The organism is Rhodococcus sp. PvP016 (assembly GCF_017832185.1).
Classification (GTDB): Bacteria; Actinomycetota; Actinomycetes; order Mycobacteriales; family Mycobacteriaceae; genus Rhodococcoides.
This window is the reverse complement of record NZ_JAFIBH010000001.1, coordinates 520,545-536,933: the sequence shown is the minus strand read 5'-3', so window position 1 is coordinate 536,933 and position 16,389 is coordinate 520,545. Positions and strand designations below refer to the sequence as shown.

Below are 16,389 nucleotides of genomic sequence, written 5' to 3'. Positions count from 1 at the left end.
CGCCGCGGCGAGCTACGCGTTGGTGGAGGAACCGGTCCGCGTCGCACTGCGTCGGCGGGAAGCGCGCAGGGCCGACCGGATCCGGGCGAACGAGGGGAGCGCCGCGAGCGCCACGGCGCCCACGGATGCCAGCGCGGCGAGCTGAATCACGGCGGAGTGCCCGACGTAGCCGTCGGGATCACGCCAGGGGCCGGTCGACAGCATCGCCCCGGCGAGACTGAGTCCGAGTCCCGCGATCGCGACGAGCACTCGACCGCGGACACGGGGCCCCCAGCGTTGGTCGACGGCGGCGATCGCGACGGTGAGAACCGCCAGCCAGCCGAGTGCGGCGAGACCACCGATGACCCACACGGCGACGAACAACCCCGCGTGGCCCACGAGGGCGGGTCGCCAGGTGGGTGTCGGAGCCGCCGAGGGGTCCGACGGACGCCGCCGCATCGCCATCAGCGCCAGAGCCGCGAGAAGCGCCAGGCCCGCGACGATCGCCGTCCGGTACCAGGTGTCGGCGGGGAACCTCAGGGTCACCTCGCCCGAGAGGCCGGCGGGGAGGATCCACCCCTGCTGCCACCCGTTCACGATCACCGGGGTGAGCACCTCGCCGTTCGGGCGGGTGGCCACCCATCCCGGGTTGGTGCTCTCGGGCACCACGAGGATGCGCTGAGCCGAGGACCCGGTCACGACGACGCGGCGGGTGTCGGCGGTCCACTCGTCCGCGGTGACTGCCACGGGTGTGGGTCCGGCGTCGGGGAACGCAGCGAGTGGCGCCGTGCGCAACACGATGCTGTCGACGACGAAGGCGTCGCCCGGGTCCACCGACACGGATTGCGAACCCGCGGGCAGCGGAACAGGATTGGAGACGTTCGCCGCCACGGGGACATCGCCCTCGCAGAGAGACGCGCGGATCGGTGCGCCGGTGGCCACAGCCCCGGCCGTCGTCGACACGGCGGTGCGGACGAGTTGATCCGCGATGGTCAGGGTGGGGCCGGTCGCGCACGTCGTCACGATCGGGCGGTCGGGATCGAACGCCGCCCCCGCGGATGCGGTACCGGATTCGGAGAGCACCGTGATCTCGGCCAGGCCGGGAGGCCGCACCTGGTCGAATCCCAGTGCCGTGCGGTCGAGTACGTCGTCCCACTCCACCAACGAGACGGTGATCCGGTCGGTCACCGCCGGTTCGAGGGAGACTCGGGTGTCGCCGTCCGCGTCGACGTCGCGGACCTGGGGGCCGGTCCCGAGGTTCACGGCGATCCTGGTCGGATGAGACGGCAGTGCGCCGAGGCTCTGGGCGATGTCGAGCCCGTCGACCGAAACGGGTTGCGGCAGTTCGAGAGTGACGGTGGGATACGTGCCGGCCCGGCCCTCGATCGAGTCCTGGCTCGCGGTCCAGGACGTGCGGTCGTCGCCGTCCGTGAGAGCGAAGGTCGACCCCCGGACGTCGGTGACCTCGGCCGCACCCCGAGCCCGCGGACGTGTGGCGTCCTGCAGGAGATCTTCCAGCGCGGACGACTGACGCGAGCGCAGCCACAGTTCGGGAGTCACCGCCGTGCCACTGGGAACCGAGAGCGTGCGCTGGAAGCTGTCGAGTTCCTCGGGTTCGACGGCCACACCACCCGCGCAGCGCACCCGATCGGGCGTGTCGACGCAGCCTGTGCGTCCCGGAAGCTCCTGTGCCAGATTCCATCCCGTCACCGTGACGCCGTCGGCCGGAGCCGGCATCTCGGTCAGGTGCCGAATGATCACCGGTGCCGGTGCATCGGGATCCGTGTAATCGGTGAGCCGAAGGTCGCTGACGCCGAACTGCGCGCCGATGGAACCGTTCTCGGTCTCGGTGGCTGTCACACGGATCCGCGTCGTCGTGCCGGCGGGCAGTGAGACGGTCACCGGATCGCCCGGTTCGGTGATGCGTGCGGCCGCGGTCCCGTTGTCCGTCTCGATCTCGACCCATTTCACCGGTGACCCCAGAGCGCCGGGGCTGGTGCGGAAGTCGAGCAGGCCGGACTGCACCGGGCGATCGAGGTCGAGCTGGATCCACTGACCGACCGAGCTCTCGAGGCCGTTGCTCACCCAACTCGTCGCGGCGTCGCCGTCGACGGCCGCCGCCGGACCGTTGCCGGGTGAGGCGCCGCCGAACTGGGTGGCGTCCGATGCCGACGAGGAGACGGACACCCGGGCACCGGACCACGCGCCCTCGACCAGCGGCGCACCGTCGACCGGATAGTCGGGCACGAGATTGAGTGTGCGGCGGGGATCGTCGGGTGTGCGCAGGGCGCTGCTGTGATCGTCGACGGAGCCGAAGTCCACCTCGCGGTTCATCGGGGTGTCCGTCACCAGGACGTCGTCGACCCTGAGCCCTGCGGCCCGGGCGTCGCCGTCGAGAAGTACCGGTCCCGCCGGAGTCGGGTCCAGGCCGCCGCGCTCGCGGTGCTCGTTCAGACGAGCGAGGACCTCGGGCCCGCCCTGCACTCGGGGCACGTCGTCGGCCACCACCGTGTACGGGCCGGCGACGGCGGGGGTGCCGGGTGTCGCCTCGAAGATCTCGATCGCGGGATAGGTGGGGCGCAGGTCGGAGTCGGCGACGATGCCGTCCACCCGTCCGGGCCCGATGTCGTCGCCGAAGGTCGCGACCCGCTCGAGCCCGGGCGAGTTCTCGATGCTCTGGTGCGCCAGCGAGGTCCGGGTCGAACGCGACGTCTCGGGGTCGAGATCGTTGCGCATCACCAGGTAGCGGACGTTCATCGATGCGAGCGTGTCGGCGAGCCCGTCGGACGGCCTGCCGTCCGCCAGGAGCCGCTGCACCGAGTCGAGAGCGCGGATCGCGCCGGGTGGCACCAAGGGGACCGCGTCACGGACGGCCCACGGCGAGGACGCCAACGCCTGCAACGGTTCGTCCCGCGTCAGTCCCCACAACTGAGCGGCCAGGGGCGCACCGGGAACGACGAGCGCACGCGACTCCTCGGCTCCGGTGCCGGCGTGGTCGGCCAACCAGCCCGCCGCGTCGGACCATTCGGCCGGAACAGCCTCGTACGCGCCCCGCGGCGCGAGCCGCCCGGTCCAGGCCAGCGAGGTCGAGACGGTGAGTGCCACCAGCACGAGTGCGGCGAAGGCGACCAGTGGCTCACGCTCCGGGTGCGACGCCGCGCGACGCCAGCGGGGGGACGGCACCGAACCCGGCAGCGGCACCTGCGCCAGCAACTGTGCGAGGCCCAGCGCCAACGGCAGACGGATCACCGGTTCCAGCTTGTGGATGTTGCGCAGCGGCGCGCCGGAGGTGTCGAGGAACAGTCGCACCTGCTCGGAGACGGGGGAGGCCAGTCCGCCGACGTACCCGGCGGTCATGCCCACGAGCCCGATCAGCAGCACCAGGGTCAGCCGACCGCGTGCCGGCATCGACCGCATGCAGAGCCCGGCCATTCCCGCCGCGGCCACCACGGCAGAGGCGATCACCGCGGCGGGTTGCGTCACCACCACAGCGCCGGCGATGCGTTCCGGCGAGACGAACGGTGTCCAACTGCTCGTGCCGCGCAGGACCTCGACCAGCGAGGCCCACTGCGTCGTCGTGCCGGCCGACTCGATGTAGTCGAGGAACGGTGGACTGACTCCGCGCAGGATGAACAGGGGAACCAGCCACCACGTCGTCGCGGCGACGAGACATCCGATCCACCACAGCGAGAACCGGCGCCATCGGGCGTCCGGCCTGTGCGCGAGCCACCACACGACCGCCACGAGGGTGGCTGCCGCCGTCGCCACGGCGTTCACGGCACCCATCGCCGCGACGGCCAGCGCCGAACACGCGGCGGCGCGCGGAATGCTCACGGCGCGGCCGGAGAAGACCCGGACCAGGGGGATCAGTACCCACGGCGCCAGCATCATCGGCAGCGACTCGGAACTGATCGACCCCAGGGTGGTGATCACCCGCGGAGCGAGGACGAACGCGAGCGCACCGACCACCCGCGACCCGCGGCTCCCGACCCCGAGGGCCTCGCACAACCGCAGGACACCCCAGAACCCGAGGAAGATCAGCACGGCCCACCACAGGCGCTGCGTCACCCACCCGGGCAACCCCAGCACGTCACCGAGAGCGAAGAACGACCCGTGCGGGAAGAAGTAGCCGTACGCCTGGTTCTGCACCTGGCCGAAGGTGGCGTCGGACGTCCACAGATGGGACGCGCGCGAGAGGAACCCCAGCGGGTTCTGCGTCAGGTCGTACTTGGTGTCGGCAACGGTCAGGCCGGGAGCCTGCAGGAACGCCAGGACCAGCGCACCGACCGCAGAGAAGAAACGCCACCGGGCCCCTACGGGCGCGGTGACGGGAGCATCGGACGTCAGCGGCTGCCGTACTCGACCTGGTTGAGGAGGGAGGACTCGGCGTTACCGGAACGATCGACCTCGGGGCGGGTGTTCGACGAGGCGGCGGCAGTGGCGCCGAATACCACGGCCACTCCCAGCACGACGCCGATGACGGCACTGATCGCTGCGGATTTCACGTGCAGAACTTATCACTCATCTGCCGGGCGGCACGATCAGTACAGGGCGATGGCTGTGCTTGAGTACGAGATCGGCGCACGACGACTGCAGCAGCGACCGCAGACCGGTCCGGCCGCGCGTCCCGGTGACGATGATGTCTGCGTTCACCTCGTCCGCCGTCTCGACGATGGTGGTCCAGATGGCGGAGTGCGACTCCTCGCAGCGCCCGTCGGCGTTGATGCCGGCGCGGACGGCCAGCTCGAGGCCCTCGCTGTTGGTGACCTTCGCGTCGGCGAGCGCGATGTCCTCGGTCTGCTCGTCCGGCAGCCACTCCGGCGCCATCACTCCGGACAGGCCGGACATGCGGGCCGCCTGTCGCACCATCGGTTCCCACGCGGTGAGCACGATGGCGCGTTTCGCCTGGAGGAATCTGCCGGCGTAGTCCACCGCCCTACGCGCGTTGTCCGAACCGTCGTACGCGATGAGCATGACGTCACACGACATGAGAGCCTCCAGGCTTGTGGCGGTGGCTGACGATCTTACCGTCGTGGTCGGGTTGCGGGGAGGCTCACGCGATAACGTTTCGGGTATGTACCTGCGCCGAGTTCTGACCCTGGTCGCGACGTGCGCGATCGCCACGACGGCGTGCGGGACGGGGGACGCGGCGGCCCCCGCACCCACGACCACCGGCGCGGCCACGGCATCGACCTCGGCTCCGTCGGCGGTCGTGTCGACGTCCGAGATGCCCGCGGCCACGCCCGATGCGTGTGCCACCGTCATCGACTCCATGACGCTGCGGCAACGGCTCGCCCAACTGTTGACGGTCGGGGTCACGGGGACCGACGACGCCGTGGCGGTGGTGGGCGCCGAGCAGGTGGGTGGTGTGTTCGTGGGCAGCTGGACCGACAAGACGATGCTCACCGGCGGCGGTGTCGATCGCATGCAGTCGGCCGCCACCGTGCACGTCATGGTGACGATCGACGAGGAGGGCGGCCGGGTGTCGCGGGCTGCCGACCTGCTCGGTTCGGTGCCGTCGGCACGCGAGACCGCCGCCACGATGACCCCCGAGCAGACGTACGAGATGTGGCTCGAGCGAGGACGCGGACTGCGGGATCTCGGCATCACCGTCGACTTCGCTCCCGACGTGGACGTGAGCAGCCAGCCCGACGACTCGGTGATCGGTGACCGGTCGTACTCGGACGATCCCGCCACCGTCGTCGCGTACGCCGGAGCTGCTGCGCGCGGTCTCCGCGACGCCGGGGTGATGCCCGTGATCAAGCACTTCCCGGGGCACGGCTCCGGATCGGGCGACTCGCACACCGGCGCCGTCACGACACCGCCGCTGTCCGAACTGCAGGCCCGCGATCTGGTTCCGTTCCGCGATCTGGTGTCCACCGGAGTCGGTGCCATGGTCGGGCACCTCGACGTTCCGGGCCTGACGACGGAGGGCGTGCCCGCCAGCATCAGTCCCGCCGCGATGGCGCTGCTGCGTGACGGCACGGGCTACGGGGCGGCGCCGTTCACCGGCCCGATCTTCACCGACGACCTGTCCGGCATGGCGGCGATCACGTCGCGATTGGGCATCGAGGACGCGGCGTTGGCCGCTCTCGTCGCCGGAGCCGACGTCGCCCTCTGGATCACCACCGACGCCGTGCCGAGCGTTCTCGACCGTCTCGAGGCGGCCGTGGCGTCCGGGGAATTGAGCGATGCGCGCGTGGACGACGCGGCCCGGACCGTCCTCACGGCCAAGGGCGCCCTCGGCTGCGCCTGACTCGTCCCGCGGACGGTGACGTAGAGTCGGGAGGTCGTACGGCGGACAGCTCCGGGGAGGACGCATGGCAGGCGGAACCAAGCGGTTGCCGCGCGCCGTGCGCGAGCAGCAGATGCTCGACGCCGCCATCGAGGTGTTCTCCGAGAACGGCTTTCACAGCACGTCGATGGATTCCATCGCCGCACGGGCCGAGATCTCGAAACCCATGCTGTATCTGTACTACGGCAGCAAGGACGAACTCTTCGCCGCGTGCATCCACCGTGAGGGCCTCGAGTTCGTCGCCGCGATGACTCCCGCGGCGGACCCGACGCTCACTCCCCGCGAGCAGTTGCGCAAGGCGCTGCTCGGGTTCCTCACGTTCGTGGACGAGCATCGCTCGTCGTGGATGGTGCTCTACCGGCAGGCGATCGGCCAGCAGGCCTTCGCCGGCCAGGTGCAGAGCAGCCGCGATCGGTTGATCAGTCTCACCGCGTCGCTGCTCGAGATGAGCACCAAGGACCCGCGGCCGGAACACAACTTCGGACTGATGGCCGTTGCCCTGGTCGGTGCCGGCGAGGCCGTGGCCGACAGGGTGGCCGGCGGCGAGATCGACGTACACCAGGCGGTCGATCTTCTGGAGAGCCTGGCGTGGCGGGGGCTTCGGGCCTGACGCCGTGAGGGCGGGGACCGCGAGACACAGCCCCCGCCACGACGATCAGCGCAGGGTGCCCGTCAGGAACGGATAGCCCTTCTTCGGGTGCTTCAGTGCCACGTCCCACTGTCCCGGCCCGACGCCGGTGCCCACCCGCTCGGCGTAGACGTTGATCTTGGCGGGCAACACGATCGGCTTGCCGAAGCGCACCGAGTACGTGACACGGTCCTGAATCTTGCCGTCGACGGCGCCCAGTACGGCTGCCGCACTCCACATCCCGTGAGCGATGGTGCGCGGGAAGCCGAAGGCCTTGGCGCCCAGCGACGAGACGTGGATCGGGTTGCGGTCGCCACTCACCGCCGCGTAGCGCGAGATGGTCTTCTGATCCACCCGCAGTGTCGAGGTGGGCGGCGGCGGGACCTCGTCGGCCGGCGGTGCCTCGCGAGGTCCACCGGACAGCGACGTCTTCTGGAGGCTGAGGAAGGTGGACGTCTGCCGCCACACCAGCTCTCGGCCCACCGACACGTCGCTGATGACGTCGACCAGCAGCCCTTTCCGGTGCTCGCGGACGTTCTCCGCGTGCACCGCGATGTCGAGCGGCTCCGAGGTCCCGATGGGACGGAAGCTCTCGATCACGTTCTCCGCGTGCACCGATCCCATCGCCGCGAACGGGAAGTCCTTGGACACCATGAGGGACATCACGGTGGGGAACACCAGGGTGAACGGGTACGTCAGCGGCAGCGTGTCACTGAGACGAAGACCCGTCACCTTGGCGTACGTCGCGAGGTTGTCCCGATCGACGCGGATGCCGCTGAGGGTGTACGTCGTGTCCGGTGCCGTCGGGGTGCGCTTCCCGCCGCCGATGATCGGCAGCGAGTCGAGCGCCGCGCGGGTGTAGATGTCGCGAATTCTCGGCGGGCCGTCGAGCGGGATCACCGTGGCCACGTCGCTCACGCTCCGATCAGGGACTGGCCGCACACACGGACGATCTGACCGGTGACGGCGTTGGAGGCCGGGCTCGCGAAGTACGCGATGGTCTCCGCGACGTCCACGGTCTGGCCGCCCTGCAGCAGCGAGCTCATCCGTCGGCCGGCCTCGCGGGTGGCGAACGGAATGGCTGCCGTCATGGCCGTCTCGATGAAACCGGGCGCCACCGCGTTGATGGTGATGTCCTTCTTCGCCAGTTCGGGTGCCTCGGCGTGCACCAGGCCGATGACGCCCGCCTTGGACGTGCCGTAGTTGGTCTGGCCGCGGTTGCCGGCGATGCCGGCGATGGAGGACACGTCGATGACGCGGCCGCCGTCGTTCAACGTGCCGGACTTCACCAGAGCGGTGGTGAGGCGGTGCGGCGCCGCGAGGTTGACGCCGATGACGGAGTTCCATCGGCCGTCGTCCATGTTGGCGAGGAGCTTGTCGCGCGTGATGCCGGCGTTGTGGACGACGATGTCGAGGCCGCCGCTGTGGCGCTCCTTCACGTGCTTCTCGAGCACCTCGGCGGCGTCGGGAGCCGTGACGTCGAGTGCCAGCGACGTGCCGCCGACCTTGTTGGCAGTCTGTGAGAGGGCCTCGCCGGCCGCGGGGATGTCGGCGCAGATGACGTGCGCGCCGTCGCGCGAGAGCACCTCGGCGATGGTGGCACCGATGCCGCGGGCGGCGCCGGTGACCAGGGCCACCTTGCCCTCGAGCGGCCGGTCCCACGAGGCGGGAGCCGTGGACCCGTCCTTGCCGACGGCGATGACCTGGCCGGACACGAACGCGGACTTGGCCGAGAGCAGGAAGCGCAGGGTGGACTCGACACCGGACAGGTCCGGCGCGGCGTCGGGGGAGACGTAGACCAGCTGCGCGGTGCCGCCGCGGCGCAGTTCCTTGCCGACGCTGCGGGTGAAGCCCTCGAGGGCGCGCTGAGCGATGTGCTCCTCGATGTCGCCGGTCTCCTCGGGCGTGGTGCCGAGGACGACGACGCGGCTCGACGGTCCGAGGTTGCGGACCGCGGGCTGGAAGAACTGGTACAGCTGCTCGAGCTGCTCGATGTTCTCGATGCCGGTGGCGTCGAACACGAGGCCGCCCAGCTTGTCGTCGTGCGGGCTCGCGGCGGGGTAGTCCGAGAGCAGCACGCGCAGCGGCTCGACGAGGCGACCGCTGCCGCCGATCAGGACCGGGCCGGCGAGCGGAGGCTCACCCGGCTGGTAGCGACGCAGAGTCTCCGGCTTCGGCAGTCCCGCCTGCTTGGCGAGAAACGCGCCGGGAGCAGAGGAGAGGAACTGCGAGTAGAGGTCAGGGGCTCCCTTGGTGGCTGCCATGTTCCTACCTTCGTGTCGGGTATGTCGAACGGTATCGACAAGTAACTTACTCGTGAGTAAGAATAGAGTCCACGACGAAGCGGCCCCGACTGTGGCCGCGCCATCTGCGCACAGGGAGAATCGTTCGATGACCAGCAAAGAGAAGCGCCCCGTCGCGATCCTCGGTGGAAACAGAATACCGTTCGCGCGCTCGAACAAGGTGTATGCCAACGCCTCGAACCAGGACATGTTGACGGCGGCCGTCGACGGTCTCGTCTCCCGTTTCAACCTGCAGGGTGAGCGGCTCGGCCTCGTGGCCGGTGGTGCGGTGCTCAAGCACAGCCGCGATTTCAACCTCACCCGCGAGGTCGTCCTGGGCAGCGCGCTGAGCCCGTACACCCCGGCGTTCGACCTGCAGCAGGCCTGCGGCACGAGCATGCAGACGGTCATCGCCGTCGGCGACGCCATCGCGTCGGGTCGGATCGACGTGGGTATCGGCAGCGGTGTCGACACCACGTCGGACGCGCCCATCAGCGTCAACAACGAGCTGCGTGAATTCCTGCTCACGCTCAACCGGGCGAAGAGCACCGCAGACCGCCTCAAGCTGCTCGCGGGCGTCCGCCCGTCGATGCTGGGGATCGAGATCCCGAAGAACGGCGAGCCCCGCACCGGCATGTCGATGGGCGAGCACGCCGCCGTCACGGCCAAGGAGTTCGGCGTCCGCCGCGAGGACCAGGACGCCCTCGCCGCGGCCAGCCACCAGAACATGGCGAAGGCCTACGACAGCGGCTTCTTCGACGACCTGGTCACCCCGTACCTCGGTCTGACCCGCGACGACAACCTGCGTCCGGACTCCTCGGCCGAGAAGTTGGCCAAGCTGAAGCCCGTGTTCGGCACCTCGCTGGGCGACGCCACGATGACGGCCGGCAACTCGACGCCGCTCACCGACGGCGCCTCCTCAGTGCTGCTGTCCACCGACGAGTGGGCCGCGCAGCACAACCTGCCGGTGCTCGCGCACCTGGTCGACTCGGAGTTCGCGGCCGTGGACTACATCCACGGCAACGGCTCGTACAAGGACGGCCTGCTCATGGCACCGACCTACGCCATCCCGCGTCTGCTCGAGCGCAACGGCCTGACGCTGCAGGACTTCGACTACTACGAGATCCACGAGGCCTTCGCCTCCGTGGTGCTCGCGACGCTGCAGGCCTTCGAGAGCGACGAGTACTGCAAGGAGCGTCTGGGTCTCGACGGTGCGCTGGGATCGATCGATCGCAGCAAGCTGAACGTGAACGGCTCCTCGCTGGCCGCGGGTCACCCGTTCGCGGCGACCGGTGGACGCGTCGTCGCCACGCTCGCGAAGATGTTGGCGCAGAAGGGTTCCGGCCGCGGACTCATCTCCATCTGTGCCGCCGGCGGTCAGGGCATCACGGCCATCGTGGAGGCCTGAGCCTCCCGTGCCGAACACGAGGACCCGGCTGCGAGGGGTGGCCGGGTCCTCTGCCGTTTCCCGGACCGAGCGGTCTGCGTCTGGCACAGTGGCGGTGTGCAGCGGTGGCGAGGCGAGAGTGGGTCCTGCGCGACCCTCCTCGAGGGCAACCCTCGGGAACGATCACGGAATCGGGCACTGCGTCCGACGCACCTCGGCACGCTCCGCGTGCTGGAGCGCGACGACGACGAGAGTCTCAGGTCGCCTCGCCCCGCCGCACGTCCTCGGTCCACTGTTCGCTGATGTCCGAGACGTTCTGGCATCACCACACGGCGCGGATGGTGGCTGCGCGACTGGTCGACATCGAGTGGAACAGCACCGAACTCGGTGAGGTGCTGGCCCGGTTCGAGCACGTCGCAGACGTCGAGACCCTGATCACCAGGCTCCTCGAGCGGCGCATCCATGCACCCGATTCCACGGAGGTCGCCGCCGAACTGCTCGAGGTCATCGGGTATCCCGGTGATCCGTTCGTTCTCCCCGCGCCGCCCGTCCGTCCCACTCCGACGGTGCGCTTCGGGGTTCCCGCGTTCGCCACGACTGCCGAGCTCGCCGCGTCCCTGGACGTCACCGTCTCCGAACTCGACTGGTTCGCCGACGTCGGCGGCTGGTTGCGTCGAGCGGCTCCGCCGCTGCGGCACTACCGGGCCCGTGAGGTGGCCAAGAGTCGCGGCGGGACGCGGATCCTGGAGATTCCCAAGCCGCGACTGCGCGAGATGCAGCGGCGCGTGCTCCACCGCGTCCTCGATCACGTGGTGCCGCATCCTGCCGCTCACGGTTTCCGGGCGGGTCGCAGTGCCGTGACCTTCGCGCGCCCGCACGAAGGTCGAGACGTCGTCGTCCGAGTCGATCTCGCAGACTTCTTCCCGACGGTGACGAGGCCGCGTGCGCGCGCCGTGTTCGAGGCCTGCGGGTACCCGTACCGGGTGGCGTCGGTCCTCGCCGGCATCTGCACCACCGCGATGCCGGTCGACGAGGTCGCCGGTCTGCCCCGGTCGCAGGCGGCGCTCCTGGGTGTTCCGCACCTCCCGCAGGGGGCACCGACCTCGCCCGCGCTCGCCAATCTGGTGGCCCGCGGACTCGACCGCCGGGTCGCGGGCCTCGCGCGCGCCCGCGGACTCGTCTACACCCGCTACGCCGACGACCTGGCGCTGTCGGGCCCGTCCGACACCGATGTGAGCACGCTTCTCTGGGCTCTCGATCGCATCGTGCGCGACGAGGGCTTCGTGGTGAACGGTGACAAGACTCACGTCGCGCGTGCACACCGTCGGCAGACGCTGGCCGGGCTGGTGGTGAACGAGAGTGCCGCGGCGCCCCGTGACCGCTACGACGCACTCCGCGCCCTGCTCCACAACAGTGTTCGTACCGGTGCCGCTGCCCAGAACCGTGCAGGTGTACCGGACTTCCGGGCCTCGGTGTACGGGCAGATCGCCTGGATCGGTGAAAGCAGTCCTTCGCGGCGGTCACGACTTCTGGCCATGGCGGATCGGGTCGATTGGGAGTCCTGACAGTTCCGGGACGTTCGGTCTGATTCGAGTTGTAACGAGTCCGGTCTTCCGGCGATACTCCTCATGGCTCCGCATCGCTGCCTGACCCCCGACCCGGCAGCGGTGCGGAGCCGTCTTCGTGGGGAGTCGGGCTCCGACCCCAGTGGGTAGGCTCGAGCGGAGGGCGAACGCCCCTGTTCAGCACGACGGAAGGGAGCCGGGTGACCGAGGACGTACCGGCGCAGCACGAGCACCGGACCGCCCCCGAGGGCACGCGCTCCGCCCGCCGGCGCACGATCGCGCTGTCCGCGGCCGGCGGCGTGGTCGCCCTGGCAGCGCTCCTGTACGCCGCCGACTGGTTCACCTCCACCGGTGACATCCCCCGTGGCGTGACCGTCGCGGGTGTCGAGGTCGGCGGCCGCAGTGTGGCGGAGGCGGACAACCGGCTCCGCGACGCCCTGGGCCCGCGCACCGATGCCCCGGTGGACGTGCGCGCGGACGACGTCGCCGCCACCCTCACCCCGGCCGCCGCCGGTCTCGGCATCGACTGGGCCGCAACCCTCGATCGTGCCGGCGACCAGCCGCTCTCCCCGTTCACCAGGCTCGCGTCGTTCTTCGGCACCCGCGAGATCGGTGTCGTGTCCACGGTCGACGAGGCCGCGCTCACCGCCGCCGTCGCGTCGTTGTCCCCGCAGGTCGACCGCCCTGCGGTGGAGGGCGACGTGGTCATCGAGGCCGGCGTGCCCCGCGCCGTCGGCCCCGTTCCCGGACGCACGCTCGACGTACCGGGTGCGGCGTCCGCGTTCCGCGCCGACTGGGCCGAAGGCGGTCCGGTGGAGCTTCCCGTCGTCGTCGAGGAGGTCGGGGTCGACGCCGCCGCGATCGACGCGGCGATCCAGGACGTGGCGGCGCCCGCCGTGTCGGCGCCCGTGGTCGTGACCGGCGAGGACGGTGCGACGACGACACTCGCGCCCGATCGCGTCGGCGAGGTCCTGAGCTTCGAACCGGACGACGACGGCGGTCTGCGGCCGGTGTACGACACGAATGCCGCGATCGGCATCCTCGCGCCCGGGCTGGCGGCCACCGAGACCCGGCCCGTCGACGCGCGCTTCGACTTCGCCGGGGGTCGACCCGTGGTGGTTCCGTCCGTCGACGGCACCGAGGTGCGCTGGCCGGAGACACTGGCCACCCTGCCGGACCTGCTGGCGGCGTCCGGTGACGCGCGCACCACCGTCGCGCAGTACGGACCGCGTCCGGCGGCACTGACCACGGAGGCGGCGAACGCCCTCGGAATCCGGGAAGTGATCAGCGAGTACACGACCGGCGGGTTCGAGTACGCGTCGGGCGTCAACATCGGTCTCACGGCGGACATCGTGAACGGCGCCGTGGTGAAGCCGGGCGAGACGTTCTCGCTCAACGGCTACACCGGCCCACGCGGGACGGCACAGGGGTTCGTCGAGTCGGGCATCATCGACAACGGCCGACCCGATCGCGCCGTCGGCGGAGGCATCAGCCAGTTCGCCACCACCCTGTACAACGCCGGCTACTTCGGCGGCATGGACGACGTCGATCACACCGAGCACAGCTACTACATCAGCCGCTACCCCGAGGCCCGCGAGGCGACGGTCTTCGAGGGCGCGATCGATCTGCAGTTCCGGAACCCGGCGTCGACGGGTGTCGTCGTCGAATCGTTCGCCGACGGATCGTCCGTCACGGTGCGGTTGTGGGGCACCAAGACCGTCGAGGTGGAGTCGATCACCGGCTCGCGCACCCGTCCGACCACGCCGGACACCGTCCGGCTGCCGCGTGGTGACCAGTGTGTCGCCTCGAGCGGAGCGCCCGGCTTCACCACCAGCGACACCCGGATCATTCGCGACGCGGCGACGGGTGCGGAGATCTCGCGCAACACGCGCACGGTGCGCTACGACCCGGTGCCGATCGTCCGCTGCGAGTGATGCCCGCCCTCGGGCTCGGTGTGATCCGATTCCGGGCGCTGTGACCTTGCCCAGTGCCGGGCCCGCGATGGTGGCGGCGGATGGCGCGCGGCCCTACCGTGGGGTTCCATGAGTCAGACCGCAGCCTCCGAGCTCGACCAGGCGACCCTCCGGCAGGCGTACGGCACCTTTCCGAGCGGGGTGGTCGCCATCGCGGCTCGCATCGGCGACGTGCCGGTCGGTCTGGCCGCGAGCAGTTTCGTGTCGGTCTCCCTCGATCCGCCGCTGGTCGCGGTGTGCATCCAGAACACGTCGTCCACGTGGCCCAAGTTCCGCGACGCGGCGCACATCGGCATCAGTGTTCTCGGCGAGGCCCACGACGTGGCCGCGCGCAGCCTCGCGGCGAAGACGGGTGACCGGTTCGCGGGTCTGACGCTGGAGACGACGCCCGACGGGGCCATCTTCATCGACGGCGCGTCGTCGTGGCTGGACACCACGATCGAGCAGGAGCTGCCGGCGGGTGATCACGCCATCGTCCTGCTGCGTGTGCACGGTCTCGAGGTGCACTCCGACGTGGCGCCCATCGTGTTCCAGGGCAGCCGCTTCCGGAAGCTGGTCGTCGAGCAGCACTGAGTCTCGAGTGGTTCCGGACGCGCGCCTGACGATCCCCGCATCCACCGTGGACTTTCAGTTAATCATCGTTTACTGTCTTGGTTAGTGAGTATTAACTGACGGACGGGTTGAGCGATGACGATGCTGGACGGTGCTCCAACCGAGCGCACGAGCAGGCGGGACGACCACCTCGCGCTGGTCGACGAGTTGCACCACGCCATGGCGACCGCAGCCAGGGGCGGTAGTGACGCCTCCCGCGAGCGCCATGTCGCCCGCGGCAAGCTGCTTCCGCGCGACCGTGTCGACACTCTGCTCGACGACGGCAGCCCGTTCCTCGAGATCGCCCCGCTGGCGGCGAACGGCATGTACGACGATGCGTGCCCGGGCGCCGGCGTCATCGCGGGAATCGGCCGGGTGTCGGGCCGCGAGGTGATGGTGGTGGCCAACGACGCCACCGTCAAGGGCGGCACGTACTACCCGATGACCGTCAAGAAGCACCTGCGCGCGCAGGAGATCGCCCTGCAGAACCGGCTGCCCTGCGTGTACCTCGTCGATTCGGGCGGCGCGTTCCTGCCGATGCAGGACGACGTGTTCCCCGACCGGGAGCACTTCGGCCGCATCTTCTTCAATCAGGCGACCATGAGCGCGAAGGGCATCGCCCAGATCGCGGCCGTGATGGGGTCCTGCACCGCCGGTGGCGCCTACGTGCCGGCGATGAGCGACGAGGCGATCATCGTCCGCAACCAGGGCACCATCTTCCTGGGTGGACCGCCGTTGGTGAAGGCGGCCACCGGCGAGGTGGTCACGGCCGAGGACCTCGGTGGCGGCGACGTCCACTCCAAGATCTCGGGCGTGACGGATCACCTCGCGACCGACGATCGTGACGCGCTCCGACGGGTCCGCGCCATCGTGGACACCCTCGGCCCCCGCACGCCGTCGCCGTGGGAGGTGCGCACACCGCTGCCCGCGAGCGACCAATCGGAGCTGTACGACGTGGTGCCCACTGATCCGCGCACCCCGTACGACGTGCACGAGGTGATCACCCGCCTGGTGGACGGCGGGCAGTTCCAGGAGTTCAAGGCCGAGTACGGCACGACGCTGGTCACCGGTTTCGCACACATCGACGGCCACCCGGTGGGCATCGTGGCCAACAACGGTGTGCTGTTCGGTGAGTCCGCCGTGAAGGGCGCCCACTTCATCGAGCTGTGCGACAAGCGCAGCGTCCCCTTGCTGTTCCTGCAGAACATCACCGGCTTCATGGTCGGGCGGGAGTACGAGGCGGGCGGTATCGCGAAGCACGGCGCGAAGATGGTCACCGCCGTCGCGTGCGCGCGGGTCCCGAAGCTGACGGTCGTCATCGGCGGGTCCTACGGCGCGGGCAACTACTCGATGTGCGGCCGCGCGTACTCGCCGCGGTTCCTGTGGATGTGGCCGAACGCGCGTATCTCCGTCATGGGCGGGGAGCAGGCGGCATCGGTGCTCGCGACCGTGCGCAGCGATCAGCGATCGGCGTCGGGCGAGCCGTGGACCGAGGACGAGCAGGAGCGGTTCAAGGAACCCATCCGCCGTCAGTACGAGGAGCAGGGCAACCCGTACCACTCGACGGCACGGCTGTGGGACGACGGCATCATCGACCCGGCCGACACCAGAACTGTTCTCTCACTGGCTCTGTCGGTGTGCGCCAACGCGCCGCTCGAGCCGGTGTCCTACGGCGTCTTCAGGATGTGA

Annotated in this window: 12 protein-coding genes; 7 read left to right on the top strand and 5 right to left on the bottom strand. The window is 70.0% G+C overall.

The window, feature by feature from the left end:
• Nucleotides 1-12: 12 nt before the first annotated feature.
• The 3 genes from JOE30_RS21595 to JOE30_RS02390 are packed head-to-tail and all read right to left on the bottom strand — an operon-like array spanning nt 13 to nt 4,968.
• The gene (locus tag JOE30_RS21595) at nt 13-4,326 is read right to left on the bottom strand and encodes an alpha-(1->3)-arabinofuranosyltransferase (protein ID WP_204870709.1); all 4,314 of its coding nucleotides are present in this window, start codon (nt 4,324-4,326) and stop codon (nt 13-15) included.
• Nucleotides 4,323-4,484: a DUF2613 domain-containing protein gene (locus JOE30_RS02395; RefSeq protein WP_285186808.1), complete on the bottom strand. Its 162-nt coding sequence runs from the start codon at nt 4,482-4,484 to the stop codon at nt 4,323-4,325. Before JOE30_RS02395 ends, JOE30_RS21595 begins: the two co-directional genes overlap by 4 nt.
• A gap of 16 nt (nt 4,485-4,500) precedes the next feature.
• On the bottom strand, nt 4,501-4,968 hold the full coding sequence (locus JOE30_RS02390; RefSeq protein WP_027506188.1) for a universal stress protein: 468 nt from the start codon (nt 4,966-4,968) through the stop codon (nt 4,501-4,503).
• Nucleotides 4,969-5,053: 85 nt separating this feature from the next.
• Here JOE30_RS02390 and JOE30_RS02385 point away from each other — a divergent pair, with 85 nt between their 5' ends.
• Nucleotides 5,054-6,235 (top strand): glycoside hydrolase family 3 N-terminal domain-containing protein, encoded by a 1,182-nt coding sequence (locus tag JOE30_RS02385; protein WP_204869234.1) that lies wholly within the window; start codon nt 5,054-5,056, stop codon nt 6,233-6,235.
• Nucleotides 6,236-6,299: 64 nt separating this feature from the next.
• Entirely contained in the window at nt 6,300-6,884 is a 585-nt protein-coding gene (locus JOE30_RS02380; RefSeq protein WP_027506190.1) for a TetR/AcrR family transcriptional regulator, read from the top strand.
• Between the two features lie 45 nt (nt 6,885-6,929).
• Here JOE30_RS02380 and JOE30_RS02375 read toward each other — a convergent pair whose 3' ends face one another.
• Both JOE30_RS02375 and JOE30_RS02370 read right to left on the bottom strand, forming a co-directional pair.
• On the bottom strand, nt 6,930-7,811 hold the full coding sequence (locus JOE30_RS02375) for a MaoC/PaaZ C-terminal domain-containing protein (protein ID WP_204870707.1): 882 nt from the start codon (nt 7,809-7,811) through the stop codon (nt 6,930-6,932).
• 5 nt (nt 7,812-7,816) lie between these two features.
• On the bottom strand, nt 7,817-9,166 hold the full coding sequence (locus JOE30_RS02370) for a 3-oxoacyl-ACP reductase (RefSeq protein ID WP_027506192.1): 1,350 nt from the start codon (nt 9,164-9,166) through the stop codon (nt 7,817-7,819).
• Nucleotides 9,167-9,293: 127 nt separating this feature from the next.
• Here JOE30_RS02370 and JOE30_RS02365 point away from each other — a divergent pair, with 127 nt between their 5' ends.
• From JOE30_RS02365 to JOE30_RS02345, 5 genes are all read left to right on the top strand, one after another.
• The gene (locus JOE30_RS02365) at nt 9,294-10,592 is read left to right on the top strand and encodes an acetyl-CoA C-acetyltransferase (protein WP_204869233.1); all 1,299 of its coding nucleotides are present in this window, start codon (nt 9,294-9,296) and stop codon (nt 10,590-10,592) included.
• A 281-nt stretch (nt 10,593-10,873) separates the two neighbouring features.
• Nucleotides 10,874-12,136 carry a reverse transcriptase family protein gene (locus tag JOE30_RS02360; protein ID WP_239532462.1) on the top strand — a complete coding sequence of 421 codons (1,263 nt, stop codon included), beginning with the start codon at nt 10,874-10,876 and terminating at the stop codon, nt 12,134-12,136.
• A 200-nt stretch (nt 12,137-12,336) separates the two neighbouring features.
• The gene (locus JOE30_RS02355) at nt 12,337-14,070 is read left to right on the top strand and encodes a VanW family protein (protein ID WP_307806033.1); all 1,734 of its coding nucleotides are present in this window, start codon (nt 12,337-12,339) and stop codon (nt 14,068-14,070) included.
• Nucleotides 14,071-14,178: 108 nt separating this feature from the next.
• Nucleotides 14,179-14,682, top strand: a complete 504-nt coding sequence (locus JOE30_RS02350; protein ID WP_204869232.1) for a flavin reductase family protein — start codon at nt 14,179-14,181, stop codon at nt 14,680-14,682.
• 120 nt (nt 14,683-14,802) lie between these two features.
• Nucleotides 14,803-16,389, top strand: coding sequence for a carboxyl transferase domain-containing protein (locus tag JOE30_RS02345; RefSeq protein ID WP_204870704.1), 1,587 nt, complete (start codon nt 14,803-14,805; stop codon nt 16,387-16,389).